23 protein-coding genes and 1 pseudogene are annotated in these 26391 nt (G+C 76.6%); 10 read left to right on the forward strand and 14 right to left on the reverse strand.

The window, feature by feature from the left end:
- Nucleotides 1–373 precede the first annotated feature (373 nt).
- Complete coding sequence (locus ACFV8H_RS16495) at nucleotides 374–1429, forward strand: NAD-dependent epimerase/dehydratase family protein (RefSeq protein WP_380400301.1); 1056 nt, start codon at nucleotides 374–376, stop codon at nucleotides 1427–1429.
- A 32-nt stretch (nucleotides 1430–1461) separates the two neighbouring features.
- Here the strand turns inward: ACFV8H_RS16495 and ACFV8H_RS16500 are convergent, their stop codons facing one another.
- Both ACFV8H_RS16500 and ACFV8H_RS16505 read right to left on the reverse strand, forming a co-directional pair.
- The gene (locus ACFV8H_RS16500) at nucleotides 1462–2610 is read right to left on the reverse strand and encodes a sensor histidine kinase (protein ID WP_380400302.1); all 1149 of its coding nucleotides are present in this window, start codon (nucleotides 2608–2610) and stop codon (nucleotides 1462–1464) included.
- Nucleotides 2607–3407 (reverse strand): response regulator transcription factor, encoded by an 801-nt coding sequence (locus ACFV8H_RS16505; RefSeq protein ID WP_380400376.1) that lies wholly within the window; start codon nucleotides 3405–3407, stop codon nucleotides 2607–2609. The genes ACFV8H_RS16500 and ACFV8H_RS16505 overlap by 4 nt, the downstream gene beginning before the upstream one ends.
- Before the next feature lie 282 nt (nucleotides 3408–3689).
- On the opposite strand from ACFV8H_RS16505, the pseudogene ACFV8H_RS16510 reads away from it, so the two are divergent.
- The 4 genes and pseudogenes from ACFV8H_RS16510 to ACFV8H_RS16525 form a co-directional block, all read left to right on the forward strand.
- Nucleotides 3690–4400 (forward strand): annotated as a pseudogene (locus ACFV8H_RS16510) (glycosyltransferase family 2 protein); the annotation flags it as partial.
- Nucleotides 4401–4502: 102 nt separating this feature from the next.
- Nucleotides 4503–5030 (forward strand): DUF2064 domain-containing protein, encoded by a 528-nt coding sequence (locus ACFV8H_RS16515; protein WP_380400378.1) that lies wholly within the window; start codon nucleotides 4503–4505, stop codon nucleotides 5028–5030.
- Nucleotides 5027–5680, forward strand: a complete 654-nt coding sequence (locus tag ACFV8H_RS16520; protein ID WP_380400304.1) for a methyltransferase domain-containing protein — start codon at nucleotides 5027–5029, stop codon at nucleotides 5678–5680. Before ACFV8H_RS16515 ends, ACFV8H_RS16520 begins: the two co-directional genes overlap by 4 nt.
- Nucleotides 5681–5801: 121 nt before the next feature.
- Nucleotides 5802–6986 carry a thioesterase domain-containing protein gene (locus ACFV8H_RS16525; protein ID WP_380400306.1) on the forward strand — a complete coding sequence of 395 codons (1185 nt, stop codon included), beginning with the start codon at nucleotides 5802–5804 and terminating at the stop codon, nucleotides 6984–6986.
- Nucleotides 6987–6992: 6 nt separating this feature from the next.
- Here the strand turns inward: ACFV8H_RS16525 and ACFV8H_RS16530 are convergent, their stop codons facing one another.
- From ACFV8H_RS16530 to ACFV8H_RS16565, 8 genes are all read right to left on the reverse strand, one after another.
- Nucleotides 6993–7634, reverse strand: coding sequence for a cytochrome b/b6 domain-containing protein (locus ACFV8H_RS16530; RefSeq protein ID WP_380400308.1), 642 nt, complete (start codon nucleotides 7632–7634; stop codon nucleotides 6993–6995).
- Nucleotides 7618–8331 (reverse strand): molybdopterin-dependent oxidoreductase, encoded by a 714-nt coding sequence (locus ACFV8H_RS16535; protein WP_380400310.1) that lies wholly within the window; start codon nucleotides 8329–8331, stop codon nucleotides 7618–7620. The genes ACFV8H_RS16530 and ACFV8H_RS16535 overlap by 17 nt, the downstream gene beginning before the upstream one ends.
- 53 nt (nucleotides 8332–8384) lie before the next feature.
- Nucleotides 8385–9755, reverse strand: a complete 1371-nt coding sequence (locus tag ACFV8H_RS16540; protein WP_380400312.1) for a glycosyltransferase 87 family protein — start codon at nucleotides 9753–9755, stop codon at nucleotides 8385–8387.
- Nucleotides 9748–10596 (reverse strand): S-methyl-5'-thioadenosine phosphorylase, encoded by an 849-nt coding sequence (locus ACFV8H_RS16545; protein WP_380400380.1) that lies wholly within the window; start codon nucleotides 10594–10596, stop codon nucleotides 9748–9750. Before ACFV8H_RS16545 ends, ACFV8H_RS16540 begins: the two co-directional genes overlap by 8 nt.
- 83 nt (nucleotides 10597–10679) lie before the next feature.
- Nucleotides 10680–11180: a hypothetical protein gene (locus ACFV8H_RS16550; protein ID WP_380400314.1), complete on the reverse strand. Its 501-nt coding sequence runs from the start codon at nucleotides 11178–11180 to the stop codon at nucleotides 10680–10682.
- Nucleotides 11177–12451 (reverse strand): molybdopterin-dependent oxidoreductase, encoded by a 1275-nt coding sequence (locus ACFV8H_RS16555; RefSeq protein WP_380400382.1) that lies wholly within the window; start codon nucleotides 12449–12451, stop codon nucleotides 11177–11179. Before ACFV8H_RS16555 ends, ACFV8H_RS16550 begins: the two co-directional genes overlap by 4 nt.
- Before the next feature lie 384 nt (nucleotides 12452–12835).
- Entirely contained in the window at nucleotides 12836–14101 is a 1266-nt protein-coding gene (locus tag ACFV8H_RS16560; RefSeq protein ID WP_380400316.1) for an MFS transporter, read from the reverse strand.
- A 319-nt stretch (nucleotides 14102–14420) separates the two neighbouring features.
- Nucleotides 14421–17543, reverse strand: a complete 3123-nt coding sequence (locus tag ACFV8H_RS16565) for a BTAD domain-containing putative transcriptional regulator (protein WP_380400318.1) — start codon at nucleotides 17541–17543, stop codon at nucleotides 14421–14423.
- A gap of 238 nt (nucleotides 17544–17781) precedes the next feature.
- Here ACFV8H_RS16565 and ACFV8H_RS16570 point away from each other — a divergent pair, with 238 nt between their 5' ends.
- Both ACFV8H_RS16570 and ACFV8H_RS16575 read left to right on the forward strand, forming a co-directional pair.
- Nucleotides 17782–19290, forward strand: a complete 1509-nt coding sequence (locus ACFV8H_RS16570; protein ID WP_380400320.1) for an MFS transporter — start codon at nucleotides 17782–17784, stop codon at nucleotides 19288–19290.
- On the forward strand, nucleotides 19287–19865 hold the full coding sequence (locus ACFV8H_RS16575) for a helix-turn-helix domain-containing protein (protein ID WP_380400322.1): 579 nt from the start codon (nucleotides 19287–19289) through the stop codon (nucleotides 19863–19865). The genes ACFV8H_RS16570 and ACFV8H_RS16575 overlap by 4 nt, the downstream gene beginning before the upstream one ends.
- A gap of 71 nt (nucleotides 19866–19936) precedes the next feature.
- Here ACFV8H_RS16575 and ACFV8H_RS16580 read toward each other — a convergent pair whose 3' ends face one another.
- Entirely contained in the window at nucleotides 19937–21016 is a 1080-nt protein-coding gene (locus tag ACFV8H_RS16580) for an alpha/beta hydrolase (protein WP_380400324.1), read from the reverse strand.
- Nucleotides 21017–21159: 143 nt separating this feature from the next.
- On the opposite strand from ACFV8H_RS16580, the gene ACFV8H_RS16585 reads away from it, so the two are divergent.
- Complete coding sequence (locus tag ACFV8H_RS16585) at nucleotides 21160–21570, forward strand: PPOX class F420-dependent oxidoreductase (protein ID WP_380400326.1); 411 nt, start codon at nucleotides 21160–21162, stop codon at nucleotides 21568–21570.
- A 45-nt stretch (nucleotides 21571–21615) separates the two neighbouring features.
- Here the strand turns inward: ACFV8H_RS16585 and ACFV8H_RS16590 are convergent, their stop codons facing one another.
- Nucleotides 21616–21843 (reverse strand): hypothetical protein, encoded by a 228-nt coding sequence (locus ACFV8H_RS16590; RefSeq protein WP_380400328.1) that lies wholly within the window; start codon nucleotides 21841–21843, stop codon nucleotides 21616–21618.
- Nucleotides 21844–22113: 270 nt separating this feature from the next.
- Between ACFV8H_RS16590 and ACFV8H_RS16595 the strand changes: the two genes are divergently transcribed.
- Both ACFV8H_RS16595 and ACFV8H_RS16600 read left to right on the forward strand, forming a co-directional pair.
- Nucleotides 22114–22317, forward strand: a complete 204-nt coding sequence (locus tag ACFV8H_RS16595) for a cold-shock protein (protein WP_045694210.1) — start codon at nucleotides 22114–22116, stop codon at nucleotides 22315–22317.
- Between the two features lie 274 nt (nucleotides 22318–22591).
- Complete coding sequence (locus tag ACFV8H_RS16600; protein WP_380400330.1) at nucleotides 22592–24151, forward strand: DEAD/DEAH box helicase; 1560 nt, start codon at nucleotides 22592–22594, stop codon at nucleotides 24149–24151.
- Nucleotides 24152–24237: 86 nt separating this feature from the next.
- Here ACFV8H_RS16600 and ACFV8H_RS16605 read toward each other — a convergent pair whose 3' ends face one another.
- A complete protein-coding gene (locus ACFV8H_RS16605; RefSeq protein ID WP_380400332.1) occupies nucleotides 24238–25311 on the reverse strand; it encodes a helix-turn-helix domain-containing protein in 1074 nt (357 codons plus the stop codon).
- 8 nt (nucleotides 25312–25319) lie between these two features.
- The gene (locus ACFV8H_RS16610) at nucleotides 25320–26213 is read right to left on the reverse strand and encodes a hypothetical protein (RefSeq protein WP_380400334.1); all 894 of its coding nucleotides are present in this window, start codon (nucleotides 26211–26213) and stop codon (nucleotides 25320–25322) included.
- Nucleotides 26214–26391: the final 178 nt, after the last annotated feature.

Genomic DNA, 26391 nt, shown 5'->3' on the forward strand with positions numbered 1-26391 from the left:
CCGGTTCAACTCCGGGCCGCCGGGCGGCTGTTCTGGACGGATGCGCCTGGAACCGGGTGCCCGCTGGACGGTTGTCAGGTCTGGTGGGGCGGGCCGGCGGGAAGAGTACTGACAACCGGATACGGGCCCGGCCGCAACTCCCCCACGAGCGCGACCGAGCCCCGACCGGCGACCGGGCCTGGGCGTGACTCCCCCCACGGAGCAACGGCCGGGCCCGTCGACTGTTCATCCGGCGACACGCAGCGTACATGTCATCTCTACCCAGCGCTACCTCACGGTCGACCGGGGCACCTCCGCGCGGTTCCTTACCGAAGCGTGACACGGCCGCCGGATCGGCCGTTCGCCGGGGCCGCGGGCGGTAGCGTCCCCGGTCATGAGGATTCTGGTCACCGGCGGCGCCGGGTTCATCGGTTCGGCCGTCGTACGGGCCCTCGCGGCGGCGGGCCACCGAGTCCGCGTCCTGGACGCGCTGCTGCCCGCCGTTCACCCCACCGGGGCGGTCCCCGCGCTGCCGGACGGCGTCGACTTCCGGCACGCGGACGTCCGGGACGCGGAGGCCGTCGAGGCCGCGCTGGCCGGGGTGGACGCGGTCTGCCACCAGGCCGCCATGGTCGGGCTCGGCCTGGACCTCGACGACGCGCCCGCCTACGCGGGCTGCAACGACCTGGGCACCGCCGTCCTGCTCGCCGCCATGGCCCGGGCGGGGGTGCGCAGTCTCGTCCTCGGCGGGTCGATGGTGGTCTACGGCGAGGGCCGCTACCGCTGCCCCGAGCACGGGGAGGTCTCCCCCGGCCCCCGGCACCCCGGCGAGTTGGACGCCGGACGCTTCGAGCCGCCCTGCCCCGAGTGCGGCGCCGGCCTGCGCCCCGGGCTGGTCGCCGAGGACGCCCCGGCCGACCCGCGCAACGTGTACGCCGCCACCAAGCTCGCCCAGGAGCACCTGTCCGGCGCCTGGGCCCGCGCCTGCGGGGGCCGGCTCCTGACGCTGCGCTACCACAACGTGTACGGGCCGGGGATGCCGCGCGACACCCCGTACGCGGGGGTGGCCTCGCTGTTCCGCTCGGCGCTGGCCCGGGGCGAGGCGCCGCGGGTGTTCGAGGACGGCGGGCAGCGCCGGGACTTCGTCCACGTCCGGGACGTCGCGGCGGCCAACCTGGCCGCGCTCACGGCGGTCGGCGACCGGGCCCCGGGCAGCGTGCGGGCGTACAACACGGGCAGCGGCGAGGTCCGGACGGTCGGCGAGATGGCCGGGGCCCTGGCCGCCGCCCACGGCGGGCCGGCGCCGGTGGTGACCGGGCAGTACCGGCTCGGGGACGTCCGGCACATCACCGCGGACTCCGCGCGGCTGCGCGCGGAGCTGGGCTGGCGGGCCCGGGTGGGCTTCGCCGACGGCATGGTGGAGTTCGCGGCGGCGGCACAGCGGGCCTGAGCGGACCCGGTCGGGTCGGCCCCCGGAGGCGCTCAGCCCCGGGCGGCCGGCAGGACGATCTCGAAGCAGCAGCCCCCGGCGACGTTGCGGACCCGGGCCTGTCCGGCGTGGGCCTCCACGATGCCCCGGACGATGGCCAGCCCGAGTCCGGCGCCGCCCTCGCCCCGTTCCCGGGCGCCGCCCGGTCCGGCCGGCGGCGGGGTGCGGGCGGCGCTGCCGCGCCAGCCCGTCTCGAACACCCGGGGCAGGTCCGGCTCCGGGATGCCGCCGCAGCCGTCGGTGACGGCGAGCACCACCTCGTCCGCCTCCCGGCGGGCGGAGACCGCGACCACGCCGTCCTCGGGGGTCGAGCGGATCGCGTTGACCAGCAGGTTGCCCAGCACCCGGGTGATCTCCCCGGAGTCCACCTCGACGGGCTCGGCGGCGACCGGCCCGCCCTCCAGCCGGACCCCGCGCTGCCGGGCCAGCGGGTGGGCCCCGGCGAGCGCCTCGTCGACGAGGTCGTACACGGACACCCGGGACACCGACAGGGCCAGCGCGCCCGCCTGGATCCGGGAGAGCTCGAAGAGGTCGTCGACCATCCCGGTGAGCCGTTCGACCTCGGTCCGCATCCGCCGCAGGTACTCCTCGGGGCGCTCGGCGACGCCGTCCTCCAGGGCCTCCGCCATGGCGCGCAGGCCCGCCAGCGGGGTGCGCAGGTCGTGCGAGATCCAGGCGATCAGCTCCCGCCGGGAGGTGTCCAGGGCCTGCGAGCGCGCCCTGGACTCGGCCAGCCGGGCACTGGTGGCGGCCAACTCGGCTCCGAGCTGCGCCAGTTCCAGGCCGAGCGGGCGCTCGGGCGCGGCGAACCCGGCCTCGCTGCCGACCGTCCGGGCGGCCGCGGTCAGCGCCCGGCTCCCGGCCACCACCTGGCGCCCGAGCAGCGCGGCGGTGGCCAGCGAGACCACCGCGGCCATCGCCAGCACCGTGATCACCACTCCGAGGTCGTGCCGGGACAGGAACATCGCCTGGGCCACCGCGAAGGTCCCGGAGGTGACCGCCAGCACCGTCACGGCGGCGACGCAGAACAGCGACAGCGCGAGCGAGCGGCGGCGCAGCAGCCGGACGGCCGCCCAGCCGAGCAGGCCCGCCCCGCCCGCGCCGAGTGCGGCGAAGAGCGCGATCAGCAGCAGGTCCTTCACGCCGGGCCGCCCTTCCGGCCGGTCCCCGCGCCCTCGGCCGGTGCCGGGTCGTAGCGGTAGCCGACGCCCCAGACCGTGGCGACCAGCCTCGGCGCGGCCGGGTCGTCCTCGATCTTCTCGCGCACCCGGCGCACGTGGACGGTCACCGTGGAGAGGTCGCCGAAGTCCCAGCCCCACACCCGTTCCATCAGCTCCTGCCGGGAGAACACCGTGTGCGGGTGCCGGAGCAGGAACGCCAGCAGGTCGAACTCCCTCAGGGTGAGCGCCAGTTCGCGTCCGCCCCGGTACGCCCGGCGGGCCTGCGGGTCGAGCGCGATGTCGCCCGAGACCAGCCGCCCACCGCCCGGCCCGTCAGGCCCGTCCGCCGCGTCCGCCGTCCCCGCCGCGCCCGCCCGGGAGCGGCGCAGCACCGACTGGACCCGCAGGACGAGTTCACGCGGGCTGAACGGCTTGGTGACGTAGTCGTCCGCGCCGAGTTCGAGCCCGAGGATCCGGTCCGTCTCGTCGCCCTTGGCGGTGAGCAGCACGACCGGCAGCTCGGCGCCGTCCGGGTCGGTGCGCAGCCGGCGCAGGATCTCCAGGCCGTCGATGCCCGGCAGCATGAGGTCCAGGACCACCAGGTCCGGGCGGGGGGCGGTGCGGGCCAGGGCGAGGCCCCGGGGGCCGTCGGCGGCGCGGTCGACGTGGTGGCCCGCGCGGGTCAGGTAGCCGGCGACGACCTCGGCCACCGTGGGGTCGTCGTCGACCACCAGGATGCGGCCGGGCCGGGTCACCGGAGCGGTGGTGGCGGCAGGCATCGGCCCGGCGGCGGGCGCCGGTGCGGCGGCGGTGGGGCTCTCGTTCACCTCGCCGAGGATACGAGCCGACGGCGGCCACCGGCGGCCACCCGGACGGCACGTCCGAGTTCCGTAAGATCCGCCGCGCGGCCCGGCGGCTCCCCGGCGGCTCCCCGGCGGCTCCCCGGCCGTCCCCGGCCGTCCCCCAGCCGTCCCCCGAACGGGGCGCACCGCCCCGACGTCGTACTTCCGTAAGGGCGCGGCTCGGCTCCGACGGCGCCGGGCGCGGTTAGCGTGACCGGCGTGACTCCTCCCCTCCCCCTCGCCCCGGTCGTCGACGTCGTACTGCCCTGTCTGGACGAGGCCGCCGCCCTGCCCTGGGTGCTCGGACGCATCCCGGCCGGCTGGCGGGCCGTCGTGGTGGACAACGGTTCGCGCGACGGCTCCGCCGAACTGGCCCGTTCGCTCGGCGCGACCGTGGTCGAGGAGCCCCGGCGCGGCTTCGGCGCCGCCTGCCACGCCGGGCTGCTCGCCGCCACCGCCGAGCTGGTCTGCTTCCTGGACTGCGACGGCTCGCTCGACCCCGCCCAACTCCCCCGGGTCACCGGACCGGTGCTGGCCGGTACGGCCGACCTGGTCCTCGGCCGCCGCCGACCCGCCACCGCCAGCGCCTGGCCGGTGCACGCCCGGCTCGCCAACGCCGTGCTGGCCCGGCGGCTGCGGGCCCGCACCGGCGCCCCGCTGCACGACCTCGGCCCGATGCGGGCCGCCCGGCGCGAACGGCTGCTGGCCCTCGGGCTCGGCGACCGGCGCTCCGGCTACCCGCTGGAGATGGTGCTCGCGGCCTCGGCCGCCGGGCTGCGGATCACCGAGACCCCGGTCGACTACCTGCCGCGCGCGGGCCGCTCCAAGGTGACCGGCACCCTGCGCGGCACCCGGCAGGCCGTCCGCGACATGCGCGCGGTACTGGCCGCGCCGCCTCCGACCCTGCTGGTGATCGCCAAGGCGCCGGTGCCCGGCCGGGTGAAGACCCGGCTCACCCCGCCCTGCACCCCCGCGCAGGCCGCGGCGCTCGCCGAGGCCGCCCTGACCGACACCCTGCACGCCCTGGCCGCGATGCCCGCCGGGCGGCGACTGCTGGTCCTGGACGGCGAGCCGGGCGGCTGGCTGCCGCCGGGCTGGGAGGTCGTCCCCCAGTGCGCCGGCGGCCTGGACCGCCGGCTGGCCGCCGCCTTCGCCCACGCCGCCCGGCTGGCCCCGGACGCCCCGGCCCTGCTGGTCGGCATGGACACCCCGCAGCTGGACCCGGCCGCACTGGCCGAGCCGCTGTCCGCCGCCCGGCGGCCGGGCCTGGACGCCTGGTACGGCCCGGCGGCCGACGGCGGGTTCTGGGCCCTTGGCCTGGCCCGGCCGAGCGAGCGGCTGGCGGCCCGGCTGCTGCACGGCGTGCCGATGTCCACCCCCGGCACCGGCGCCGCCCTGCTGCACCGCCTGGCGCAGGCGGGACTGACCGTCCACCGGCTTCCCGGGCTGACCGACGTGGACACCGTCGAGGACGCCCGGCTGGTCGCCGACCAGGCCCCGCACAGCCGCTTCGCCGCCCGGCTGCGCGCCCTCGACCCCGTTCCGGAGGTGGCGGGTTGAGCCTCGCCGCGCCCTGGGTGGACGACCCCTTCGCCGAGGCCGTCCGCACCGGCTTCGGCCCGCTCTGGCTGCGCCGCGAGGACGGCCGGCGGCTGCACCTGGACATCGAGCGCTGGTGCGCCCCGGCGGCCGGCGCCGACCACAGCCTGCTGCGGCGCTGCGCCCGGCTCGCCGCGCCCGTCCTGGACCTCGGCTGCGGCCCCGGCCGGCTGGTCGCGGAGTTGCTCGCCCTCGGGGTGCCCGCGCTCGGCGTGGACGTGACCAGGGCGGCGGTGGCCCGCACGGTGGGCCTCGGCGGCGCCGCGCTCTGCCGCTCGGTGTTCGACCGGCTGCCCGCCGAGGGCCGCTGGGGCGCCGCCCTGCTCGCCGACGGCAATCTGGGCATCGGCGGGGACCCGGACGCACTGCTCCGCCGGAGCGCCGAACTCCTCGCCCCGGACGGGCTGTTGCTGGTGGAGGTGGAGCCGGAGGAGGTGGACGAGCGGGCCGTCGTCCGGGTGGAGGGGCCGGACGGGCGGCTCGGCCCGGCCTTCCCCTGGGCCCGGCTCGGCACGGCCGCCGCCCTGCGGCGCTCCCGCGCCGCGGGCCTGGCGGAGGCGGAGCGCTGGACCTCGCACGGGCGCCGCTTCCTCGCCCTGCGCAAGGGCTGAGCCGCCCGGGAGCCCCCGGCCGACCGACCGACCGGCCGACCGGCAAGCCCGTCCGGACCATGCGTCACACTGGTGCGCACCGTCCGGCGTACCGGGCGGCCGGGCACGGGAGGGGGCAGCGGTGGGCAGCGACATCGTCGGGGCGTTGGCGGCGGCACTCGGGTGCGACGACCCGGCGGTGGTACGGATCGACCGCGACCACCACCGGCTCACCGTGCCGGTCGGACCGTCCGGCGACCGGTTCACCGTCGACGCCCTGGGCGACCCGCGCACGGCGGACCGGGTGGCCCACCTGCTGCCGGGCGGCGGCCTCAACGTCGCCACCAACTACTGCACCGCCCAGGGCCGCAGCCTCGCCCGCTTCCTCGCCGACCACGGCTGCCTGGTGCTCGGCACCACCCCGCGCGAGGACGCGCTGACCCCCGAGCGGATCGGCCCCCGGTGCGCCGACTGGGGCCTGGACGGGCAGCTGGCCGACCTCGAACGGGTCGTCACCGCCGCCTGCTCCGTCACCGGCCTGCCGTACGAGCTGCTCGGCCACTCGGCCGGGGCCGCGCTCGCCCTGACCGCCGCCGCCCGGCTCGGCGGCGAGGGCCCGCAGCGGGTGCTGGTGCTCGACACCACCGGCCCGTACGACCGGGAGCGGGAGCCGGAACTGCTGCACCGCGCCGAGGAGTTGCACGAGCTGCTCGAACAGCGGCTGGCGGCGGGCGAGTGGACCGTCGACCCCGGGCTCAAGGGCCTGTTCGCCCGCGCGGCCGCCGCCCCGGACGCCCCGAGCGGGCTGCCCCGGCCGGTGGACGGCGCGGCGCCGTTCAGCAACCTCGGGCTGCTGCACTACGCGCTCATCCGCACCCGGGACCTGCCCGGCCCGACCAACTGGATCCACCACCGCGGCCACAGCACCGGCGGCTACACCTTCGGCGCGGCCCCCACCGAGGACCGCTTCACCCTGGCCCACTCCCCGCTCCCGGTCTGGCAAGAGGCGGTCGCCCGGCTCGGCAGCGGCCTCCAGCCGACCGCGCTGCTGCGCGACCTGGCGGCGCTCTGGTCCGGCCGGGCCGAACCCGAGCTGCTCGACTGGGCGGCGATCCGGGCCGAAGTGGTCTGGCTGAACGCCGAGTTCGGCCGCGGCGACCACGACCTCGGCGCCCGCCTGATCGACCGGGGCGGCGCCGAGGTCGACTACCTGGTGGTGCCGGACTACGGCCACGGCGACATGGTCTGGTCGGCGACGGCCGAACGCGACGTGTGGGGACTGCTGCTGCCCCCGCCCCGACCGGGGCGGCGCCCGGCCCGGCGGTGAGGTGGGCTACTCCTGCCGTTCCCCGGCAGCCGTCCGCACCGGCTCCGGGCGGGCGGGCCGCCACTGCGGGTGTTCGCGCTCGGCCCAGGCGCGCTCGACCAGGCCGGTGCGCATCCCGAGGCGTGACTCGCGGTCCCGCCAGGCCATCCGGACGTGCCCGGCGATCACCACGGCGATGGCGGCGGCCAGCCAGTCGTGCACGAAGGTCGCGCCGGTGCGCCAGGCCGGCGGGGCGAGGTGGGTGAGCCACATCAGCAGGCCGGTGCCGAGGATCACCAGCATCGAGCCGAGCGTCCACTGGGCGTACAGCTTCTGCCCGGCGTTGAACTTGCCGGCCGGGCGCCTCCCGGCCCGGGCGCGGGCGGCGCGCAGCCACTGGCGGTCGGCCGGGGTGAAGCGGCTCAGCCGGGAGAAGTCGGCGCGCAGCGCCCGGGAGGCGAGTCCGAGCAGCAGCGGCACCGGCAGGGCCAGGCCGCACCAGACGTGCACGGTGACCACCAGCGGCCGGTTGCCGACCAGCACGGCCAGCGGCCCGAGGTAGAGGCAGGCGGCCGTGGCCAGGCAGACGCCCATCAGCGCGGCGGTGGTGCGGTGCACCCAGCGCTCGGCCCGGGTGAAGCGCAGGACCAGTTCAGCTCGTCGGTGCATCGTCCCGCCCGTTCGACCGGCCGACCCAGGCGTCGACGTCGTACCCGTTGCCCTCCCAGTACCCCGGCTGGACGGAGTCCGTGACGGTGATCCCGAAGAGCCATTTCGCGGACTTGTAGAAGTACATCGGCGCGACGTACAGCCGCACCGGCCCGCCGTGGTCGTGGCTGATCGGCTTGTCCTCCAGGCGCAGCGCGACCAGTACGTCGTCGCGCCGGGCCTGTTCGAGGGTGAGGCTCTCGCTGTACGCGCCGTCGAAGCAGTCGAAGCGCACCGCCTTCGCGCCCGGCCGGACCCCGGCGGCGTCCAGCAGGTGGGCCAGCGGCACCCCTTCGAACGGGGTGTCCGGCACCCGCCAGCCGGTGACGCACTGGACGTCCTTGACCAGCCGCCGCTGCGGCATGGCCTGGAGGTCGGCGAGCCGGTGGGTGGCGGGGCGCTCGACCAGGCCGCCCACGGTGAGGGTGTAGTCGGCGGCGGTCCGCTCGGGGACGGAGGTCACCACCGAGTAGTAGCGGAAGCCGTTGTTGCCGGGCAGCAGCCCGGACAGGCCGCTCGGGTCGCGCTCCGCCAGCCCGGACTCCACCCGCTGGAGGAACGGCCCGGCGGCCACGCCGAGCGCCCCGAGGCCGAGCAGCCCGAGCACCACCCGGCGCCCGACCGGGGTGCCCCGGTCCTCTTCGTCTGTACTGTCCACGCGACGATTCGACCAGGTCGGGGCGGTCCGGGGCCAGTGGCGGGGGCGTCCCGTCAGACTTTCGTCATCTCCGGCCCGCCCCCGCGCACCAGCCGGAGCGACAGGGCCCCAACCAGGGCGCGCAGCGCCGGGACGGCCAGCACGCAGGCCAGCGCGGCGCCGTAGGCGGTGCGCTGGGCGTCCTCGCCGCCCACCAGGTAGAGCACCTGCCCGGCGGCCGGGACGGCCAGCCACTCCCACCGCCCGTCCAGCCCGACCAGGGCCACCACCAGCAGCCCGTACCAGGGGTAGCTGGGCGCGACCAGCAGCAGGGCCGTCCCGGTCACCAGCAGCGCGCCCCGCCAGGGGCGGTACGGGTCGCCCCGGCGCAGCACCCACAGCACCACCGCGGCCAGCACCAGGGCGGCCGCCCACGGCGCCCAGCGGTCCGGGAGCAGCGCCCGCACCAGGCCGAAGCGCTCCAGGTGGCCCTGCTCGTAGCCCTCCTCCCGGAGGTAGCCGGGCAGGTAGCCCAGGACGCCGAGGCCGGAGGCCGCGACGTACGGGAGGTAGACCGCGGCGAAGGTGCCGAGGGCCGCGGCGGTCAGGACCAGGTCGCGCTTGGCGGGCCGCCGGGCGAGCAGGCCCGAGAACGCCCCGGGCAGGGCGAGCGCGGGCAGCAGTTTGGTCGCCACCGCCGCTCCGAGCAGGGCGCCGGCGGGCCCGGCCCGGTGGCGGGCCGCGCAGCCGAGCCCGGCCACCATGAGCAGCGCGCCGAGGGTGTCGACGTGGGCGTCGTTGACGGCCCACACCGTCACGCCCGGGCACCAGCCCCAGAGCGCGGCCCGCCGGCCGCGCCGGGCCAGCAGGGCGGTGGTGGCGACCGCCAGCAGGGCGCCGCCGACCTGCACGCCGCGCACCCCGCCGCCGAAGGGGTGCTCGGCGAGGAACCAGGCCTCGGCGACCGGCGGGTAGATGGTGTGCACGGCGGGCCGGTTGATCCGGGTGCAGTCCCCGGCGGCGGTGCGGTGCTCGTCCCAGGCCGTGCAGCCGCCGCCGACGGGGAACAGGCCGGGGTCGCGCAGCCGGAGCAGCGCCGGGTCGTCCGGGGCGTGGGCGTACGGGGAGATCCCGGCGGCCTGGACCCGCCCGTCCCACACGTAGCGGTAGGCGTCGTCGCTGGTGCGCGGCGGCGCGAGCAGCCCCACGGCGGCGACCAGGACGCTCCCGGCCAGCACGATCGGCGCCACCCGGCGCTCCTCCACCCGCCGCAGCAGGAGCAGGGCGAGGGCGAAGAGGGCGGCGTCCAGGGCGTACCAGTCGTGCAGCGGCGCCCGGTCGGCGAGCGTGCCGCCGCCGGTCACGGTCCCCGCGAGGGCGGCGACCAGGGCGGCGAGGGCGGCGGCGCAGGGCAGGATCCGGGTGAGCGCCGGGCGGTCAGTCACCGGGGACACCGGGCAGGCCGGTGGTCAGGCCGTCCAGGGCGTGCGGGCAGGGGCAGTCCCGCTCGGCGGGCAGGGCCTCCAGGGCCTTGAACAGGAGGGTGCGCAGCCGGTCGACGTTCCCGGCGAAGACCTCCAGCACCTCCGCGTGGGTGACGCCCTCCCCGGCCTCCACACCCGCGTCGTGGTCGGTGACCAGCGCCAACGAGCTGTAGCAGAGCCCGAGTTCACGCGCGAGTACGGCCTCGGGGTGCCCGGTCATCCCGACCACCGACCAGCCGTTGGCCGCGAACCAGCGCGACTCCGCCCGGGTGGAGAACCGCGGCCCCTCGATCACCACCAGCGTCCCGCCGTCCACCGGCTCCCAGGCCACCGAACGCGCCGCCCCCAGCACCGCGGCCCGCCCCGCCGGACAGTACGGATCCGCCATCGACACGTGCACCACCCCCGGCACCGACCCGTCCGGCAGCGGCAGCCCGTCGTAGTAGGTCTGCACCCGCCCCGAGGTCCGGTCCACGAACTGGTCCGGCACCACCAGCACCCCCGGGCCGAACTCCGCCCGCAACCCGCCCACCGCACACGGCCCCAGCACCTGCCGCACCCCCAGCGAGCGCAGCGCCCACAGGTTGGCCCGGTAGTTGATCCGATGGGGCGGCACCCCGTGACCCCGCCCGTGCCGGGGCAGGAACGCCACCCGGCGCCCGGCCACCTCCCCCACGAACACCGCGTCGCTGGGCGGACCGTACGGCGTCTCCACCCGCACCTCCGCCACCTCGTCCAGCAGCGCGTACAGCCCCGAACCGCCGATCACGCCCAGCTCGGCCCGGGAACTCTCCTGATGCACCGTCACGTTGGTCAACCTCTCCTCGGGGGTCCGGTCCCGACCACTGTAGGAACGGATAGGGGCGGACCGGGCGAAGCGCGTCCTTACGGTTCCCGAACGTCGCGGGCGCCCCGTCGCCGGGCGCGGCGCAGCGTGACGGCCAGGGCGAGGGCGGAGACCCCGAACAGGGCGGCGGTGACGGCGAGCCAGCGGCCGAGGTAGACGCCCTCCGAGAGCCCGGTGGCGCCCGGGTAGGGCGCGGAGAGGTCGAGGATCAGCGGGAACCAGACGAGCAGCAGCAGGCCGGAGACGAACGCCGGGACTCTCAGGAAGTTGATCCAGCCGACGGTCGGCGCCGGCGCGGCGCGGTGGCGCAGCACGGACCGGGCCGAGAGGTCGGCGAGCGAGTACAGCGGGAGCAGGATCAGGTCGTGGGCGACGGCGGCGCCGACGAACCAGACCGCCACCGCGAGCGGCCGGACCGTCACCAGCCGCTCGACGGCGTAGCCGGTCAGGGCGAGGGAGGCGAGCAGCGCCAGCAGGTGCAGCGGTCCGGCGCCGTACCAGCGGGTGAAGGCCGCCCGGCGGCTCCTCGGCCCGGTCATGCCCGCCCCGTCCGGAAGGTCAGGCGGCCGACCCATTTGGTGTTGTTCACACCGGGGTTGGCCGGGACGATGATCCGTGCGGGGTAGCCGTGGTCGAGCGAGAGCTCGGCGCCGTTGACGCGCAGGGCGAGCAGCGAGCGGGGGTCGCGGATCTGGTTGCCCCGCAGCACCACGGAGGTGTACGGGCCGGGCGGCTGGACCGACTCCACCAGGACGTTCGCGGCGTCGGGCAGTCCGGCCAGGGCGGCGAGGTCGGCGAGCGGCAGTCCGCTCCACTGCTGGTCCTCGGTGGACCAGCCCTCCACGCAGGCGATCGGCAGCCGGGCCGAGCGCTGCGGCAGGGCGAGCAGCTGCTCCCGGGTGAACACCCGGACGGGCCCGCTGCCGTGGAGCTCCAGCCGCCAGTCCGGCCCGACCAGCGCGGCCGTGACGCCCACGGCGGCCGCGGTCTTGTTGACCTGGAAGCCGTTCGGACCGGAGTCCCGGTCCCGGTTGTGCGGCGCCAGCAGGGCGGTGCCCCGCAGCCGGCCGCCGATGCTCTGCCCCGCGGTCACCACCAGCAGCGCCAGGGACCCTGCCCCGACCAGCGCGAGCGCCCCGCGGCGGGCGATCGTCGGCGGGGCGGGCTCGGGCGCCACCAGCCCGTCGGTGTCCGGGGGTTCGGGCCGGGTGCTGGTCCGGCCGGTGCGCAACACCACCAGCAGCGAGCGGGACCGCAGGGCGCGGACCATCCGGCCCAGCCGGAGCGCGACGTGGACGGTGAACGCGGCGATGAACACCCACGCGCCGTAGAAGTGCAGGGTGTAGAAGGACCCCGGGAAGACGTAGTGGAGCTGGATGTTGAGGATGCCGGTGGCGAACTCGAAGACGGCGCCGCCGACCAGCATCAGCAGCGACAGCCGCTCCAGCGCGTGGGCCGCGCTGCGCACCGGCGGCCACTCGAACAGCTTGGGGATCACCGACCACAACTTGGCCAGCAGGACCGGCACCAGGACCACGCCGAGGGTCACGTGCACGCCCTGGGTGAGCCGGTACAGCCAGGACGGGCTGGTGGGCCAGTCGAACAGGTAGAAGCCGAGCACGCCCTTGTCCGGCGTCTGGTCGTTGAGCGGGTCGAGGTCGGGGTTGTAGGCGGCGTACGAGAGGGCGCCGGTCACGAAGAGCACCGGGATCCCGAGCAGCAGCACCAGCCCGAACACCGAGGTCAGCCACGGCCCGCGGATCGGGCTGCGCCAGAACCGGGGCCGGAACGGTCCGGGCGGCGCGGGCAACCGGCCGAGCCGCCCGACGAGTGCCGCCGCCGCGCCGGACAGCCGGGCGGTGACCACGGCGCCGCCGCGTCCGACGGCCCGGGCGAGGGCGCCCAGCGCGGCGGCGGGCCGTCGGGGCCGCTTCCCCGGTGGTTCGTCACCGTTGCGCGCCGTGTCCACCGACCACCTCCAGTCGCCCGGGGAGCCGCGGGGCGCCGCTCGTCGGCCGCCTGCCACCGGGAAGGGAACGGGCGTGCGCCGACGCTCCGTTCGGCCGTCGACGACCGGTCGGCCGCAGCCCACCGGACAGCCAACCACCCGGACGGAGCGCTCCCGGTGAAGCCGCCCGGGACCCGACCGGGCTATCACCCGGACGGCCCTGGCCCGGGGCCGGTTCACAGCTGCTCAGGCCCGGGCCGGCGCCCGGCCCAGGGTCCGGACCGGGCGGGTGGCCAGCAGGGCGAGCGCGGTGAGCACGGCGACCACGACGCCCACCACCAGCACCCGGTCGGTGCCGAAGGCCCGGACGGCCGGGCCGGCCAGCGCGCTGCCGATCGGGTACATCCCGACCGAGCCCGCCACCTCGTAGGCGTGCACCCGGTTGAGCACCTCGCCCGGCACCTGGGTCTGCACGCTGGTCGCCCACATGACGCCCCAGACGCCGACCCCGGCACCGACCGCGACCTGGGCGGCGGCGAGCAGCCAGAGCGGCCAGCCGAGCACGATGCCGAGCGGGTACAGCGGGTAGGTCAGGATCGCGACCGCCCCGGCGGCCAGCGGCCGGGCGGGCTTCCAGCGGATCGCCAGCAGGCCGCCGGCCACGGTGCCCGCGCCCAGCGCGCAGTTGAGCAGACCGAAGGCGGTCGCGCCGTACTCCGGCACGACCACCCCGGCGGCCACCGACAGTTGCGGCCCCCAGGAGAGCACGGCGAAGAACATCCAGATCACGATCACGCCCCAGAGCCAGCTGCGGGCCCGGAACTCCTGCCAGCCGACCACCAGGTTGCGCCACAGGCCCCGGTCGGCCGGCGGGGCGGGCACCGAGCCGAGCCGCAGGGTGAACAGGCAGACCGCGCTGGTCCCGTAGGCGACGGCGGAGAGCGCCATCACCCAGCCGGTGGCCCCCAGCCCGACCATCGCCCCGGCCAGCGCCGGGCCGCCCAGCCCGGTGAGCGCCTCGGAGGTGCGCAGCACCCCGTTGGCGCCCTGGACGTCACGGGAGACCAGCGGGACGGTCGAGGAGGCGCCCGGCTGGAACATCGCGTTGGCGGTGCCGGCCACCGCCAGCAGCGCGTACAGCTGCCAGAGCCGGTCGATGCCGTGCAGGAACAGCAGGGCGAGCAGCACGTGGGCGGCGAGGTTGGCGAGGTCAGCGGCGATCATCATCCGGCGGGCGGTGAACCGGTCGGCGAGCACCCCGCCGAACAGCACCAGCCCGGCGAACGGGCCCACCAGGAAGGCCATCGCGTACCCCGCCGTGTCCAGACCGTGGCCGCCGCTGAGCAGGCCGGCCGAGACGGCGACCGGCAGCATCGCCCAGCTGAGCAGCCCGGCGCTGCGGGCGGTGAAGTAGTACCGGAAGTTGCGGGACCAGATCGCCGGTTCGTCGGCCCGGGGCACCGCCTCGGGCACCGCCGTCGCGGCCCGCGGGTCGGTCAGGAGTTCTTCCATCACTCATCAACTCTTCGCTGGTGTGGGGTGGTTCGGGTGCGCGGCGAGCACGGCGCGCGGCGCGACGCGCTCCCCCGGCGGGCCGCCTCGGGCGCTCTCGGGGGCGGGCCTCGCGGTGCGACCACCGTACGGAGCCCGGCTGTTCGCGCCCCTGGAGCCGGGCCAGAGGCCTCGCGGCCGCGCCCCCTGCTCGACTCGCCCGCGCCGACCTGCGGTTCTTCCGGGCTCGCGGTACCCGGCCGCAGGGAACCGGCAGAACCGGGGAACTGCCGGGGGAACTCCGCCTGCGGCCGGGGACCGGGATGGCCGGGCGGTGGTGTCAGCGGAGCCGGGCCGCGCCCATCGACCGGGCCAGCCGCAGCGCCTCCCGCCAGTGCCCGATCGCCTCGCCCGGCGCGCCGAGCGCCGACTGGGCTAGCCCGAGGGCGAGTTGGCTGCGCGCCTCACCCGGCCGGTGCCCGGTGTCACGGTGCACGGCGAGCGCGTCCCGGCCGAGCTCCAGCGCCCTCCGGGACTCGCCCAGCCGGACCCGGACACCCGCCAGGGCGGTCAGCGCGCAGCCTTCGAGCATCCGGAACCCCGCCTCGCGGGCCAGCGTGACGGCGTGTTCGGCGGTGCGCAGCGCGGCCCGCGGCTCCGGCGCGGCCTGGACGGCGGCCAGCCCGACCAGGGCGGCGACCAGCGGGAAGCGGTCGTCGGCGGACTCGGCCAGGAGCCGGGCCTCCCGGTAGCTGTCGGCGGCGCCGGCCGGATCGCCCGCGCGCTCCTGGGCGGCGCCGAGGGCCAGCAGGGCGTTGGCCTCCAGGGCCCGGTCGCCCAGCGCCCGCCCGGCGGCGAGCGCGGTGTGGGCGAGCAGCCGCCCGGTGGTGTGGTCGCCCAGGTCGGTGTAGGCGCCGGAGAGGCAGTTCAGCGCGACCGACTCGCTGAACCGGTTGCCGTGCCGCAGGTGGACCGGCAGGGTCTCGCCGAGCGCCCGGATCGCCTCCCCGGGCCTGCCGAGCGCCCGGTGGACGATGCCCAGGTTGGTGTGGGCGATCGCCTCCGCGCCGGCCGAGTCGAGCGTGCGGTGCTGGCGGGCCACCTGGGCGAAGTGCTCGGCGGCCTCGTGCAGCCGCCCGCGCTTCCAGGAGACCAGGCCGAGGGTGGTCCGCGTGTCGATGCTCCCGGTCGGGCCGTCTCCGCACCGGTCCGGGGACGACGACCGGTGGCCGGGCCGGTCGCCCGGTCGGCCGCGGGCGGCCCGGGGCGAGCAGGCTGCCGCCCGGTCCTGCGCGCCGGCCGGTTCGCAGGCGCCGGCCAGTTCGCGGGCGTAGGCGCGCAGCAGCCCGTGCAGCCCGTAGCGGCCGACCGTCCGTTCCCGGGTCAGGTGGGCGTCGGCCAGGCAGGCCAGCAGGGCGGCCGCCTCGACCGGGGTGGTGCCCGCGAGGGCCGCGGCCTCGTCCACGGTGAGGTCCGGCCCGGGTGTCCGGCCGAGCAGCCGGAACAGCCGCCGGGCCTCGGCGGGGAGCGCGCGGTAGGAGAATTCGAAGGCGGCCCGTACGGTCGAGCGGCGGTCCCCGGGGACGGCCAGCCGGGTGAGCGGGTCGTCGTCGGCCAGTTCGGCGCAGTGCTCGGCGAGGGTGACGCCGCGGGCGACCACGTTGGCGCCCGCGATCCGGATCGCCAGCGGCAGGCCGTCGCACAGCCGTACCAGCCGGTCCGCCGCCTCGGGCTCGGCGGCGACCCGGCAGTCGCCGACGATGCCGCCGAGCAGGCGGCGGCCCTCGTCCGGGTCGAGCGCGTCCAGGGCGGTGCGGCGGGCGCCGTCACCGGCGACCAGTCCGGCGAGCCGGCTGCGGCTGGTGAGCACCACCGCGCAGCCGTGGGCACCCGGGATGAGCGGGCGGACCTGTTCGGCGTCACGGGCGTCGTCCAGCAGGATCAGCATCCGCCGGTCGGCGAGCAGGGTGCGGTAGAGGGCGGCGGCCTCGTGCTCGTCCGCGGGCAGCCGCTCGGGCGGGGTGCCGAGGGCGCGCAGGAAGCGGGCGAGGACCTCGCCGGGGCACAGGGCGGGGAGCGGGGAGTGGCCGCGCAGGTCGGCGAAGAGCTGCCCGTCCGGGAAGTGGGCGCGCCGCTCGTGGGACCAGTGGGTGGCGAGGGCGGTCTTGCCGGTCCCGGGCCCGCCGACCACGGCCACCACCCGGGCGCGCCGGGCCGGGTCGGGGGCGAGCAGGGCGTCCAGGTCCGCCAGCTGGCGGCGCCGTCCGACGTGCGGGCCGGATCCGGCGGGCAGCTGGGCGGGGACCGGTCCGGCGGGCGGCGCGGCCAGGGGGCGCGCCGGGGGCTCCGGGCGCGGTGGGCGTGCGGATGTCGGCGCGCGGTCGGGGTGCCGGGCCGGGGGCAGGTGCCCGCGCAGCACCCGCAGGTGGGCCTCCCGTACCTCCGCTCCCGGCTCGATGCCGAGCTCCTCGTCGAGCCGCCCGCGCAGGCGCTGGAACACCCCGAGCGCGGCGGCCTGTTCGCCGTGGCCGGCCAGGGCGAGGATCAGCCGGGCGTGCAGGCCCTCGTGCAGCGGCTCGGCGTGCGCCAGGTCCCGGAGGCCGGGCAGGGCCTCCGCCGGCCGGTGCAGCAGCAGCGCCGCGTCGGCGTGCCGCAGGGCCGCGTCGATCCGGCGTTCCCCGGCTGCCACGGCGGCCGGGTGCCGGCGCAGCACCGGGTCGGCGTCCGCGAGCACGGGGCCGCGCCAGCTCCGCAGGGCCCGGGTCAGCGCCTCGTACCCGGCCTCCCGGTCGGGGGTGTCGGTCGACTGCCCGGCCCGGTGCAGCAGTTCGTCGAAGTGGCCGAGGTCGGTCCGGATCCGGGACTCCGCCAGCCGGTAGCCGGTGGGGGTGCGCAGGACGGCGGGCGGTGCGCCGGTGCGCGGGCCGCCGGGTTCCAGCAGGTGGCGGGCCTGGCTGACGTAGGTGTGGACCAGGCTCTGCTGGGAGGGCGGCGGTCCGGCCGGCCAGAGGGTGTCGGTGATCTCCTGCTGGGTGGCGGGTCCGGGGTGCTTGAGCGCCAGCAGGCCGAGCAGGCGGCGCAGCATCGGGCTGGTGACCGGGACGGCGGCGCGGCCGCGCCGGAGGGCGAGCGGCCCGAGGATCAGCAGGACCGGCCGGTCGGCGGCGGACGGGGGCCCGGCGGGGGCGGCGGCCAGCAGCTCGGCCTGCTCGTCGCCGGTCAGGCCGAGGGCTTCGGCGAGCCGCCGGAGGGTGCGCGGCTGGGGGCGGTGGACCCGGCCGCGTTCGATGTCGCGCAGCGCCCTGGTGCTGATCCCGGCCAGGGCGGCGGCGGTGTCCTGGTTGAGCCCGGCCCTGGCACGGAGCGTCTGGAGGCGCGGGCCGAGCGGGTCCGGGCCGAGCGGGTACGGGTCGATTGCCGACTCCCCTCCCCCGAGGCGCGTGGCCGACGTCCGCTGCGACATGGCATCCCCCCTGGTCCGACCCCGTTTGGTCCGGACCAATACACCGGACGGGAGAAGTATTCCGCCGCCCGGCCCGGACCCCTCTCCCGTCACCCCTTCCGAGCATGTCATCATGTGAAGACATCAGCTGATGACATCGGTTGGTGACATCCCTCGGCAAGCCGTGCCCCGGGGTACCCGGGGCGGCGTCCCGCCCCCCGGTCCGAACACTCGATCTATGACAAGGGAGGGCGCGTCCATGGAGACCCAGACGGGCCTGTCGACGCGACGTGAGCGGGCCCTGGTGCCCGTCCTGGTGTTCCTCAGCGCCGTGGTGGCGGTGATCAGCAGCCTCGGCGCCCCGATGATCCCGACCATCGCCGCCGTCGACCACGTCTCGCTCGCCGAGGCCCAGTGGTCGCTGACCATCACCATGCTGGTCGGCGCGATCGCCACCCCGGTGCTCGGCCGCCTCGGCGACGGGCCGGACCGCCGTACCGTCACCCTGGCGGCCGCCGCCGTGGTCGTGCTCGGCAGCGTGCTGGCCGCGCTGCCGCTCGGCTTCTGGTGGTTGATCGCCGGCCGCGCGCTCCAGGGCGTCGGCGTCGGCCTCACCCCGCTGGCCATCGCCACCGCCCGGGACGCCCTGCCCGCCGCGGCCTCCCGCTCGGCGGTCGCGCTGCTGTCCATCACCACCGTGGCGGGCGTCGGCCTGGGCTACCCGATCACCGGGCTGATCGCCCAGTCCTTCGGCATCCACGCGGGCTTCTGGTTCGGCGCCGTGATCAGCGGCCTCGCCCTGCTGCTCGCCGTCCTGGTGCTGCCCGCGGCGAAGCACCGCGAACGACGGCCGCTCGACGTGCCCGGCACCGTCCTGCTCAGCCTCGCCCTGGTCGGACTGCTGCTGGTGCTCAGCGAGGGCGAGAGCTGGGGCTGGGCCTCCGGCCGGCTGTGGACGGTGGCCGCGCTGTCGGTGCTGCTGCTCGCCGCCTGGGTCCGGCACGAGCTGCGCACCGCCCACCCGCTGGTCGACCTGCGCAGCCTGCGCAACCCCGTGGTGCTGAGCGCCGACGTGGCCGGCCTGGTCGCGGGCGTCGGGATGTACCTGCTGATCTCCCTGGTGATCCGCTACGTCCAGACCCCGACCGGCACCGGCTACGGCCTGGGCGCCTCCGTCGTGGTGGCCGGGCTGGTCCTGCTGCCCTTCTCCGCAGTCAGCCTGCTGTCCAGCAAGATGGTGCCCGTCCTCACCCGGCGCACCTCCTCCGCCCTCGTCCTGCCGATCGGCTGCGCCGTCTCGCTCGTCTCGATGCTGGCCTTCCTCTTCGCCCGCGACCACCTGTGGGAGCACCTGGTGGTGATGGGGATCGCCGGGCTCGGGGTGGGCTGCACCTTCGCCGTGATGCCGGGTCTGATCGTCGCCGCCGTGCCCGCCCAGGAGGTCGGCAGCGCGGTCAGCTTCAACCAACTGCTGCGCACCATCGGGTACTCCACCGGCAGCGCCCTGTGCGGCGCCGTGCTCCAGGCCCACACCGCGCCCGGGCAGCTGCTGCCCGCCGACAGCGGCTACCGGGACGCCGCGCTGATCGGCTGTGCGGTCTGGGTGGTGATCGGTCTGACTACGATCGTCCTGCCGCGGGTCAGTGCCGCGGCCGCCGCCCGGAACGGGGTGCGAGTGGACGAGGAGCTGATGGTGGAAGAGAGCATCGCCGACGCCGTGGCCGGCGAGGGCGAGGTACCCGTGCTGCGGGCGGGGACCGAACGGTGACCGCGCCGTCCGACGGGCCCGCGCCCCCGCGCCGCCGGGACGCCGCCCGCAGCCGCGAACTGCTGATCCAGGCCGCCCTGGAGCTCTTCGCCGAACGCGGCTACGACCGCACCACCACCCGGGAGATCGGCGAACGGGCCGGTGTCGACCCGGCGTTGATCGCCCGCTACTTCGGCGGCAAGACCCAGCTCTACCTGGCCACCGTCCAGCTCGAACTCGGCAACGAGCCCCCGGCCGACCTGCTGGAGGAGGAACGGCTGCGCACCCTGCTGGTACGGCTCACCCAGCGCGGCCCCGGCCCGTCCTTCCAGGCCGCGGTGCAGCCCGGCGACAACACCGAGGTGCAGCAGGCCTCCCGCGCCTACCTGTACGGGCGGATGGTGGACCCGCTGCGCGAGCGCTTCACCGCCGAGGGGGTGGACCGGCCGCAACTGCGGGCCGAGCTCGCCGCGGCCGCCTTCGCCGGCATCGTGCTGGCCCGCTCCAGCGGGGCGTTCAGCGAACTCGCGGCGGCCGACCCGGAGGAGCTGCTGCCGCTCCTGCGCGACCTGCTGGCCGCCAGCCGCCCGAGCTGACCCCGCCCACGCGGGGACCCCCCTGCGGGGCCGCTCGGAACGGCCGGCGCCTCCGAGCGGCCGGACAGGGCTCAGCGCTTCCAGGGGCGGGCGAACTCGTGCAGCGCGGCCTCCAGCGCCGGGGCCAGCGCGTGGTCGTTCACCGGCGTGCCCGCCGGGTGGAGGAAGTGGTCCACGCCGTCCAGGGTGCGCAGGCCCGGGCCGGTGGTGTGCGCCCGGCCCAGGGCGCCGAGCAGCGGCGGTACGGTCGCGCAGGGCACGTTGGTGTCGGCGGTGCCGCAGGTGACGGTCACCCTGGTGCCGGGGCGCACCGCCCGGGCGGCGTCCGGCGGGTAGACCGCGTCGTCGCTGCGGACGAAACGGGCGTTGTTCGGGCCGAACAGCGCGTTCAGCAGCCCGGCCAGCGGCGGCAGCAGGGCACCGGTGTCGGTGGGCCGGCCCGCCCGGAAGTCGGCGACGGCGGCGGCCACCCCCGCCTTGTTCGCTCGCGCGACCTCCTCGGTGAGCTGCCCGGCCGCGACCGCCTGGTCGAGCTGGTCGCCGAGCTGGGCGGTCAGCAGGTCCAGCAGCCGCTCGTCCTGCGGGGCCAGCAGCGCCAGGCCGGCCGGCGCGGGCCGGACCGTACGGGCGACCAGCAGCGCCTGGAGCCCGCCCTCGCTGTGGCCGACCACCAGGAGCGCGCGCCGGTCGGCCTCCGGCTGGTCCCGCAGGGTGGTGTAGGCCGCGGCCGCCTGGCGGGTGAAGGCGGGCAGGTCGAGCCGGCCGGGGTCGCCCTGGTAGGCGCCGGCGCCGGTGCGACCGGTGAAGTACTTGTCGAAGCGCAGGGTCATCACCCCGTCCGTGCCCAGGGTGCCGGCGACGGCGGCCAGGGTGCCCGGGGTGAGCGCGGGCGGCTCGTCGCCGTTGCGGTCGGTCGGGCCGCTGCCGGGCAGCAGCAGCGCGGCGGGCAGCCGCTGTCCGGCCCGGTGGGCGGGGACGTGCAGGGTGCCGTAGGCCGTGGTGCCGTCCGCGGTGAAGGTGACCTCGCGGTCGGCGGCGGGGACGAGCCCTCCCGGCTCCCCCGGCCCGGCCGCGCTCGCGGCGGGCGCGCCCAGACCCGTCGCGGTGACCGCGGCGAGCAGGGCGGCGGTCGCCAAGGTACGCCAACGCATGCTTTCCCCCTGAAAGTTGAGATGCGGGCTTGCGCCGCTCAGGCTACGACCGGGCCGGCAGCGGGCCGCGGCCGGGGGCCCGGCGGACCCGGGCCTTCGGGGGTCTTGACCTCAAGGGCGCTCCAGCTCCTAGGGTCGATCGCATGATCTTCACCACGACGGAGCGCGCGTACCTCTCCACCCAGCTGCTGGCCCGCCTGGCCACCATCGGCCCCGACGGCAGCCCGCAGGTCCGCCCGGTGGGCTTCCGGCTCAACGAGGACGGCACCATCGACATCGGCGGGCCCGGGATGGCCCGCAGCCGGAAGTACCGCAACGCCCAGGCGCGTCCCGAGGTGTCCGTGCTGGTGGACGACATGGCTCCGGCCGACCACCCGGTCACCGCCGGCTGGGGGCGCGGCATCGAGATCAGGGGCCGGGCGGAGGTACTGGTCGTGGACGTCCCACCGGTGGCGCCCGACCGGTTCAGCAAGGACGTCGTCCGGGTGCACCCCCGTCGGATCATCACCTGGAACCTGGAGGCGCTCGGCAGCGCCGCCCGCGACGTCGGGTGACCGGACGGGCCCGGCGGCACCGTCGTCGGGGGCGGAGTGCCGGGGTCAGAGCCGGAACATCGCGGTGTACGGCTGGGTGATGCGCTCCTGGCGCGATCCGAAGTCGACGAGCACCGCGATGTCTCCGTCACCCTCGACGGCGATGACCCGGCCGAGGCCGAACCCGTCGTGGGTGACCCGGTCCCCGACGGCGAAGTGCTTGCGCGGCGCCTCGGTCCGGGGCTTGAAGGGGCTGGTGGGCAGGGGGCGGCGACCTGCTGAAAAATTCGTCATTTGTCATTCAGTATGCGCCGCGGCAGCACGGGTTCGGGCCCATTTCGACGTCACGATTTCGACGTCGTCCCGAAAAGTACCGCCATCGGGGGCAGCGGCCTGCTACAGTCGACGTTAGTTGCAGTAGTGGTTCCCATGAACTTTGTGTGCGCCTGCTGATCTTGCAGGCGCATTTTTCGTTCCCCGGCTCTTCCCCGGTGGGCACTTCATGCGGTGACTCGAAGCACGCACCGTGCGTGCTCTCGGACAGTCCCTTGAAGGAGACTTTTAATGGCTAATGGCACTGTGAAGTGGTTCAACTCGGAGAAGGGCTTCGGCTTCATCGAGCAGGAGGGTGGCGGCCCGGACGTCTTCGCCCACTACTCGAACATCAACGCCAATGGCTTCCGTGAGCTGCTTGAGGGCCAGAAGGTCGAGTTCGACGTGACGCAGGGCCAGAAGGGCCCGCAGGCCGAGAACATTCGCCCGCTGTAGTTCACCCGCCACGGCACTCGCCTGGTGGTGAGGGGCCCGCACCGCGCACATGCCCGGTGCGGGCCCCTCGGCGTTCCCCGCCGCGAACGCCCACGGTTCGAGGTTCTGCGCGCCCGCCCCTCCGCGGTGCGGGCCGACTGCGGTGACGTACCCCGCACGGTCCGACCGTCCACGCTCCGCCCGTCACACTTCCGGCCCGTTCCCTGCGGTCTCCCCTGCGCCCCGCGCCACCGGAGCCTTCCTCGTGACGTGCCGCCCTGAGGAAGGTTCCCGCATGACCCGCTCCGGTCGCTCCTCCTACCGAGACGCAGACGTCCGCCCCACCACCGGTTCCCGCTCCGCCGGCCGGCCCTTCCGGGGCCACCGCCCCGTCGGCCGGAACACCCCCCAAAGCCCCGCCGGACAGGGCGAGTTCGCACTTCCGGAGAGCGCCACCCCGGCGCTGCCGGCGGTCGAGTCCTTCGCCGAGCTGGACCTGCCGCAGCCGCTGCTGTCGACGCTGACCCGCCAGGGCGTCACCACGCCGTTCCCGATCCAGGGCGCGACGCTGCCCAACTCGCTGGCCGGCCGCGACGTCCTCGGCCGGGGCCGTACCGGCTCCGGCAAGACCCTCGCGTACGGCCTCGCCGCGCTCGCCCGCACCACCGGGCGCCGGGCCGAGCCGGGCTGTCCGCTGGCCCTGGTGCTGGTCCCCACCCGCGAGCTCGCCCAGCAGGTCACCGAGGCCCTCACCCCGTACGCCCGCGCCCTGCGGCTGCGGACGGCGACCGTGGTCGGCGGGACGTCGCTCAGCCGCCAGGCCTGGATGCTGAACCGGGGGGCGGAGATCGTGGTGGCCACCCCCGGCCGGCTCAAGGACCTCGTCCTGCGCGGCGACTGCCGGCTGGACCAGATCGGCATCACGGTGCTCGACGAGGCCGACCAGATGGCCGACATGGGCTTCCTGCCGCAGGTCACCGAGATCCTCGACCAGATCGACCGGGGCGGCCAGACGATGCTGTTCTCCGCGACCCTGGACCGCGGGGTCGACGGCCTGGTGCGACGCTTCCTGACGGACCCGGTCACCCACTCGGTCGACCCGGCCGCGGGGGCGGTCGGCACCATGGAGCACCACGTGCTGCACGTGCAGAACTACGACAAGGGCGCCACCATCGCCCACATCGCCTCCCGCGACGGCCGGGTGATCATGTTCACCGAGACCAAGCACGGCGCGGACCGGCTGGTGGAGGAGCTGCTGGCGACCGGGGTGCGGGCCGCGGCCCTGCACGGCGGCAAGCTCCAGGCGCAGCGCACCCGCACCCTGGAGCAGTTCCGCACCGGCCAGGTGACCGCGCTGATCGCGACCAACGTCGCCGCCCGGGGCATCCACATCGACGGCCTCGACCTCGTCGTCAACCTGGAACCGCCGACCGACCACAAGGACTACCTGCACCGGGGCGGGCGCACGGCCCGGGCCGGGGAGTCCGGCACCGTCGTCACGCTGGTGCTGCCCAAGCAGCGCCGCGGGACGGTCCGGATGATGAGCACCGCCGGGATCACGCCCGTCACCACCAAGGTCACCGCCGGTGACGAGGACCTGGCCCGGATCACCGGGGCCCGGGTGCCCAGCGGCGTGCCCGTCACCGTGCCCGACCCCGTGGTCGAGCGGTCGCGCCGCGGCCCGTCGGCGGGTCACGGCCGACGCGGCCGTCCTTCCCCCGGCTCCGGCAGCGCCCGCGGCACCGGCGGCGGCCGGAGCACCGGTGGCGGCGGCCGGACGGCCACCGACCGTGACGGCCAGGGTTCCTCCGGCCACCACCACCGGGCACCCCGACGGCCCGCTCGCTCCGAGTAGCACCACCGGGCCCGCCGACCGTCCGACCGCACCCGGCCCGCCCGACGGCACCTGACCGCCCGCGGCCGCACCCGGCCCAGCCGGGCTCACTCGCTCTCGGCCGCCCGTTCGGCCAGCGCCCGGGAGCGGTACTCACGGGGCGGGACCCCGTACGCGGCCCGGAAGGCACGGCTGAAATCGTCGGCGCGGGGAAAGCCCCAGCGGGCCGCGACGGCCTGGACGGCGGTGGTCCGCTGGGCGGGGTCGGCGAGGTCGCGGCGGGCGCGGTCCAGGCGTTGGCCGCGGATCCAGGCGGCGAGGGTCTCGCCGTCCGGCGCCTCCCGGGTGAAGACCCGGTGCAGGTGGCTGACGGAGACGTGGTGGGCGGCGGCGATCGTCGCGGGGGTGAGGTCGGGGTCCTGGAGGTTGCGCCGGACGAAGGCGCGCACCGCCTCGGCGAGAGCCCGGTGCCGGGTCTCCTCCGGGACGGCGGCCTCGGCCTCCAGCTCCCCGGCGACCCAGGCGGCGACCAGGTCGACCACGATCGTCCCCAGCCGGGCCGCCTCGACCGGCCGCAGCGCCGTCGCCTGCCGGTCCAGCCCGACCAGGAACTGCGACAGCAGCGCCGCCGAGCCCTCCCGGGCCGAGAAGGCGCGGCCGAGCAGGTCGCGCAGCCGGTGCGGCGGCAGCGGCAGCAGTTCGGCCGGGAAGTCGACGCCGACCCCGGAGAGCCGGGGGACGGTGCCCCCGTCGGTCGGGCCGCCGAAGGTCCGCAGGTCGTACGGGTGCGAGCTGTCCACCAGGTGCAGGGAGCCCGGCCCGAGGGTCTCCGTCCGGCCGACCCCGCGGGTCAGCGCCATGGTGCCCTGCTGGAGGAACGACAGGTGGTAGACGCCCGTGTCGGCCCGGCGCACCATGCGCTCCGTCCGCCGGAAGCGCACCGACGGGAAGGACGTCCCAAGCAGGACCACCTCGCCCAGCTCGGCCCGCCGCAACTCCGCCCGGAAGTCGCCGGCGTGGGCGCTGGTCGCCTCGCAGGCCCGGGTCCGTTCCAGCAACTCCCGCCAGCAGTCGAAGCGTTCGCTCGCGGGCAGCTCCTCGCCACGGAACACCGTCCCGGTCACTGCCGTCGCTTCCGCCGCCTCGGGCTCCTCCCCCACCGTCGCCGCAACACCGTCCAACAGTCGGATCATCCTGCCGGGCGGGGCTGTGGATCGGACAGGCCCGGGGCCGCGGCCGGGGGAGCCTTGGCCAGGGAGACCGCGGGCAGCTCCCCCGGCTGCTCCGGGCGCTCGAGCTGCTCCGGGTCGCCCTGCTCGATCCGGCCCAGCAGCCGGGCGACGGCGTCGGTGCGCTCGCGCAGCACCGCGACGTGCTCCGCCCGGTCCGCCTCGGTCACGGCCTCGGCGGGCCGGACCGGGATGCCCCGCTGCCGGGCGGTCGCGATCAGGCTCTCCCCGGCCTGACCGACGATCACCAGCGCGGCGGCGGCGAAGCAGCCCGCGTCCAGGGTGCGCGGCCGGCCGAGCAGGCCGCGGTGGACGATCTGGGCCGGAACGGTCAGTTCGTCCAGCCGCTGGTCGACCGAGCCGCGTTCGAGCGCCGCGAGGACGACCGTGGCCAGCGCCTCACCCGCCTTGGTGACCGCCCACTTGCGGCCGGGCACCGGCGGGAGGAACTCGCGGATCCGGTCCACGTCCTGCTCCAGGGCGCTGGTGGTCAGCACCTCGAAGGCGTTGCGGGTACGGATCTCGACGACCTTGTCCCACTCGACCTCCTCACCGTCGAAACCGACCCGCACCGGCCCCAGGTGCACCGCGCCGTAGCCGTCGAGCAGCCCGAGCAGCTTGTGCGCCACGGCCGGCGTCCGGGGGTGACGGCCGATCAGCGTGCCCAGCGCGAGCTTCCACGGCTCGGTGGCCGGCACCGGAGGCGGGGCCACCGAGCCCAGGGCCGCCAGCGCCCAGCGCCCGCCCGCCGCGGACCGTCCGCCGCGCAGCACCGCCTGCCGGCCCGCCTCCCCCAGCTCGGCCGCCGCTCCCACCAGCCGTCCCAGCCCACCGGCCCACTCGACCCTGGCCACCCGCCCGTCCCCTCCACGCCCCGACGAAACCCACAGGTCGGACATGGTACGGCGAGCCCTCCGACCACCTCCGGGCACCTCCCCCCCCCCCCCCCCCCCGCCCGGCGGGCGGGGGGGGGGGGGGGCCGCGGGCGTCCTCCCCGCCCGCGCCGCGCGCGAGGGGGTGGGCTGGGGCGGG

It is taken from the genome of Kitasatospora sp. NPDC059827 (assembly GCF_042731675.1).
In the GTDB taxonomy this organism is placed as follows: domain Bacteria; phylum Actinomycetota; class Actinomycetes; order Streptomycetales; family Streptomycetaceae; genus Kitasatospora.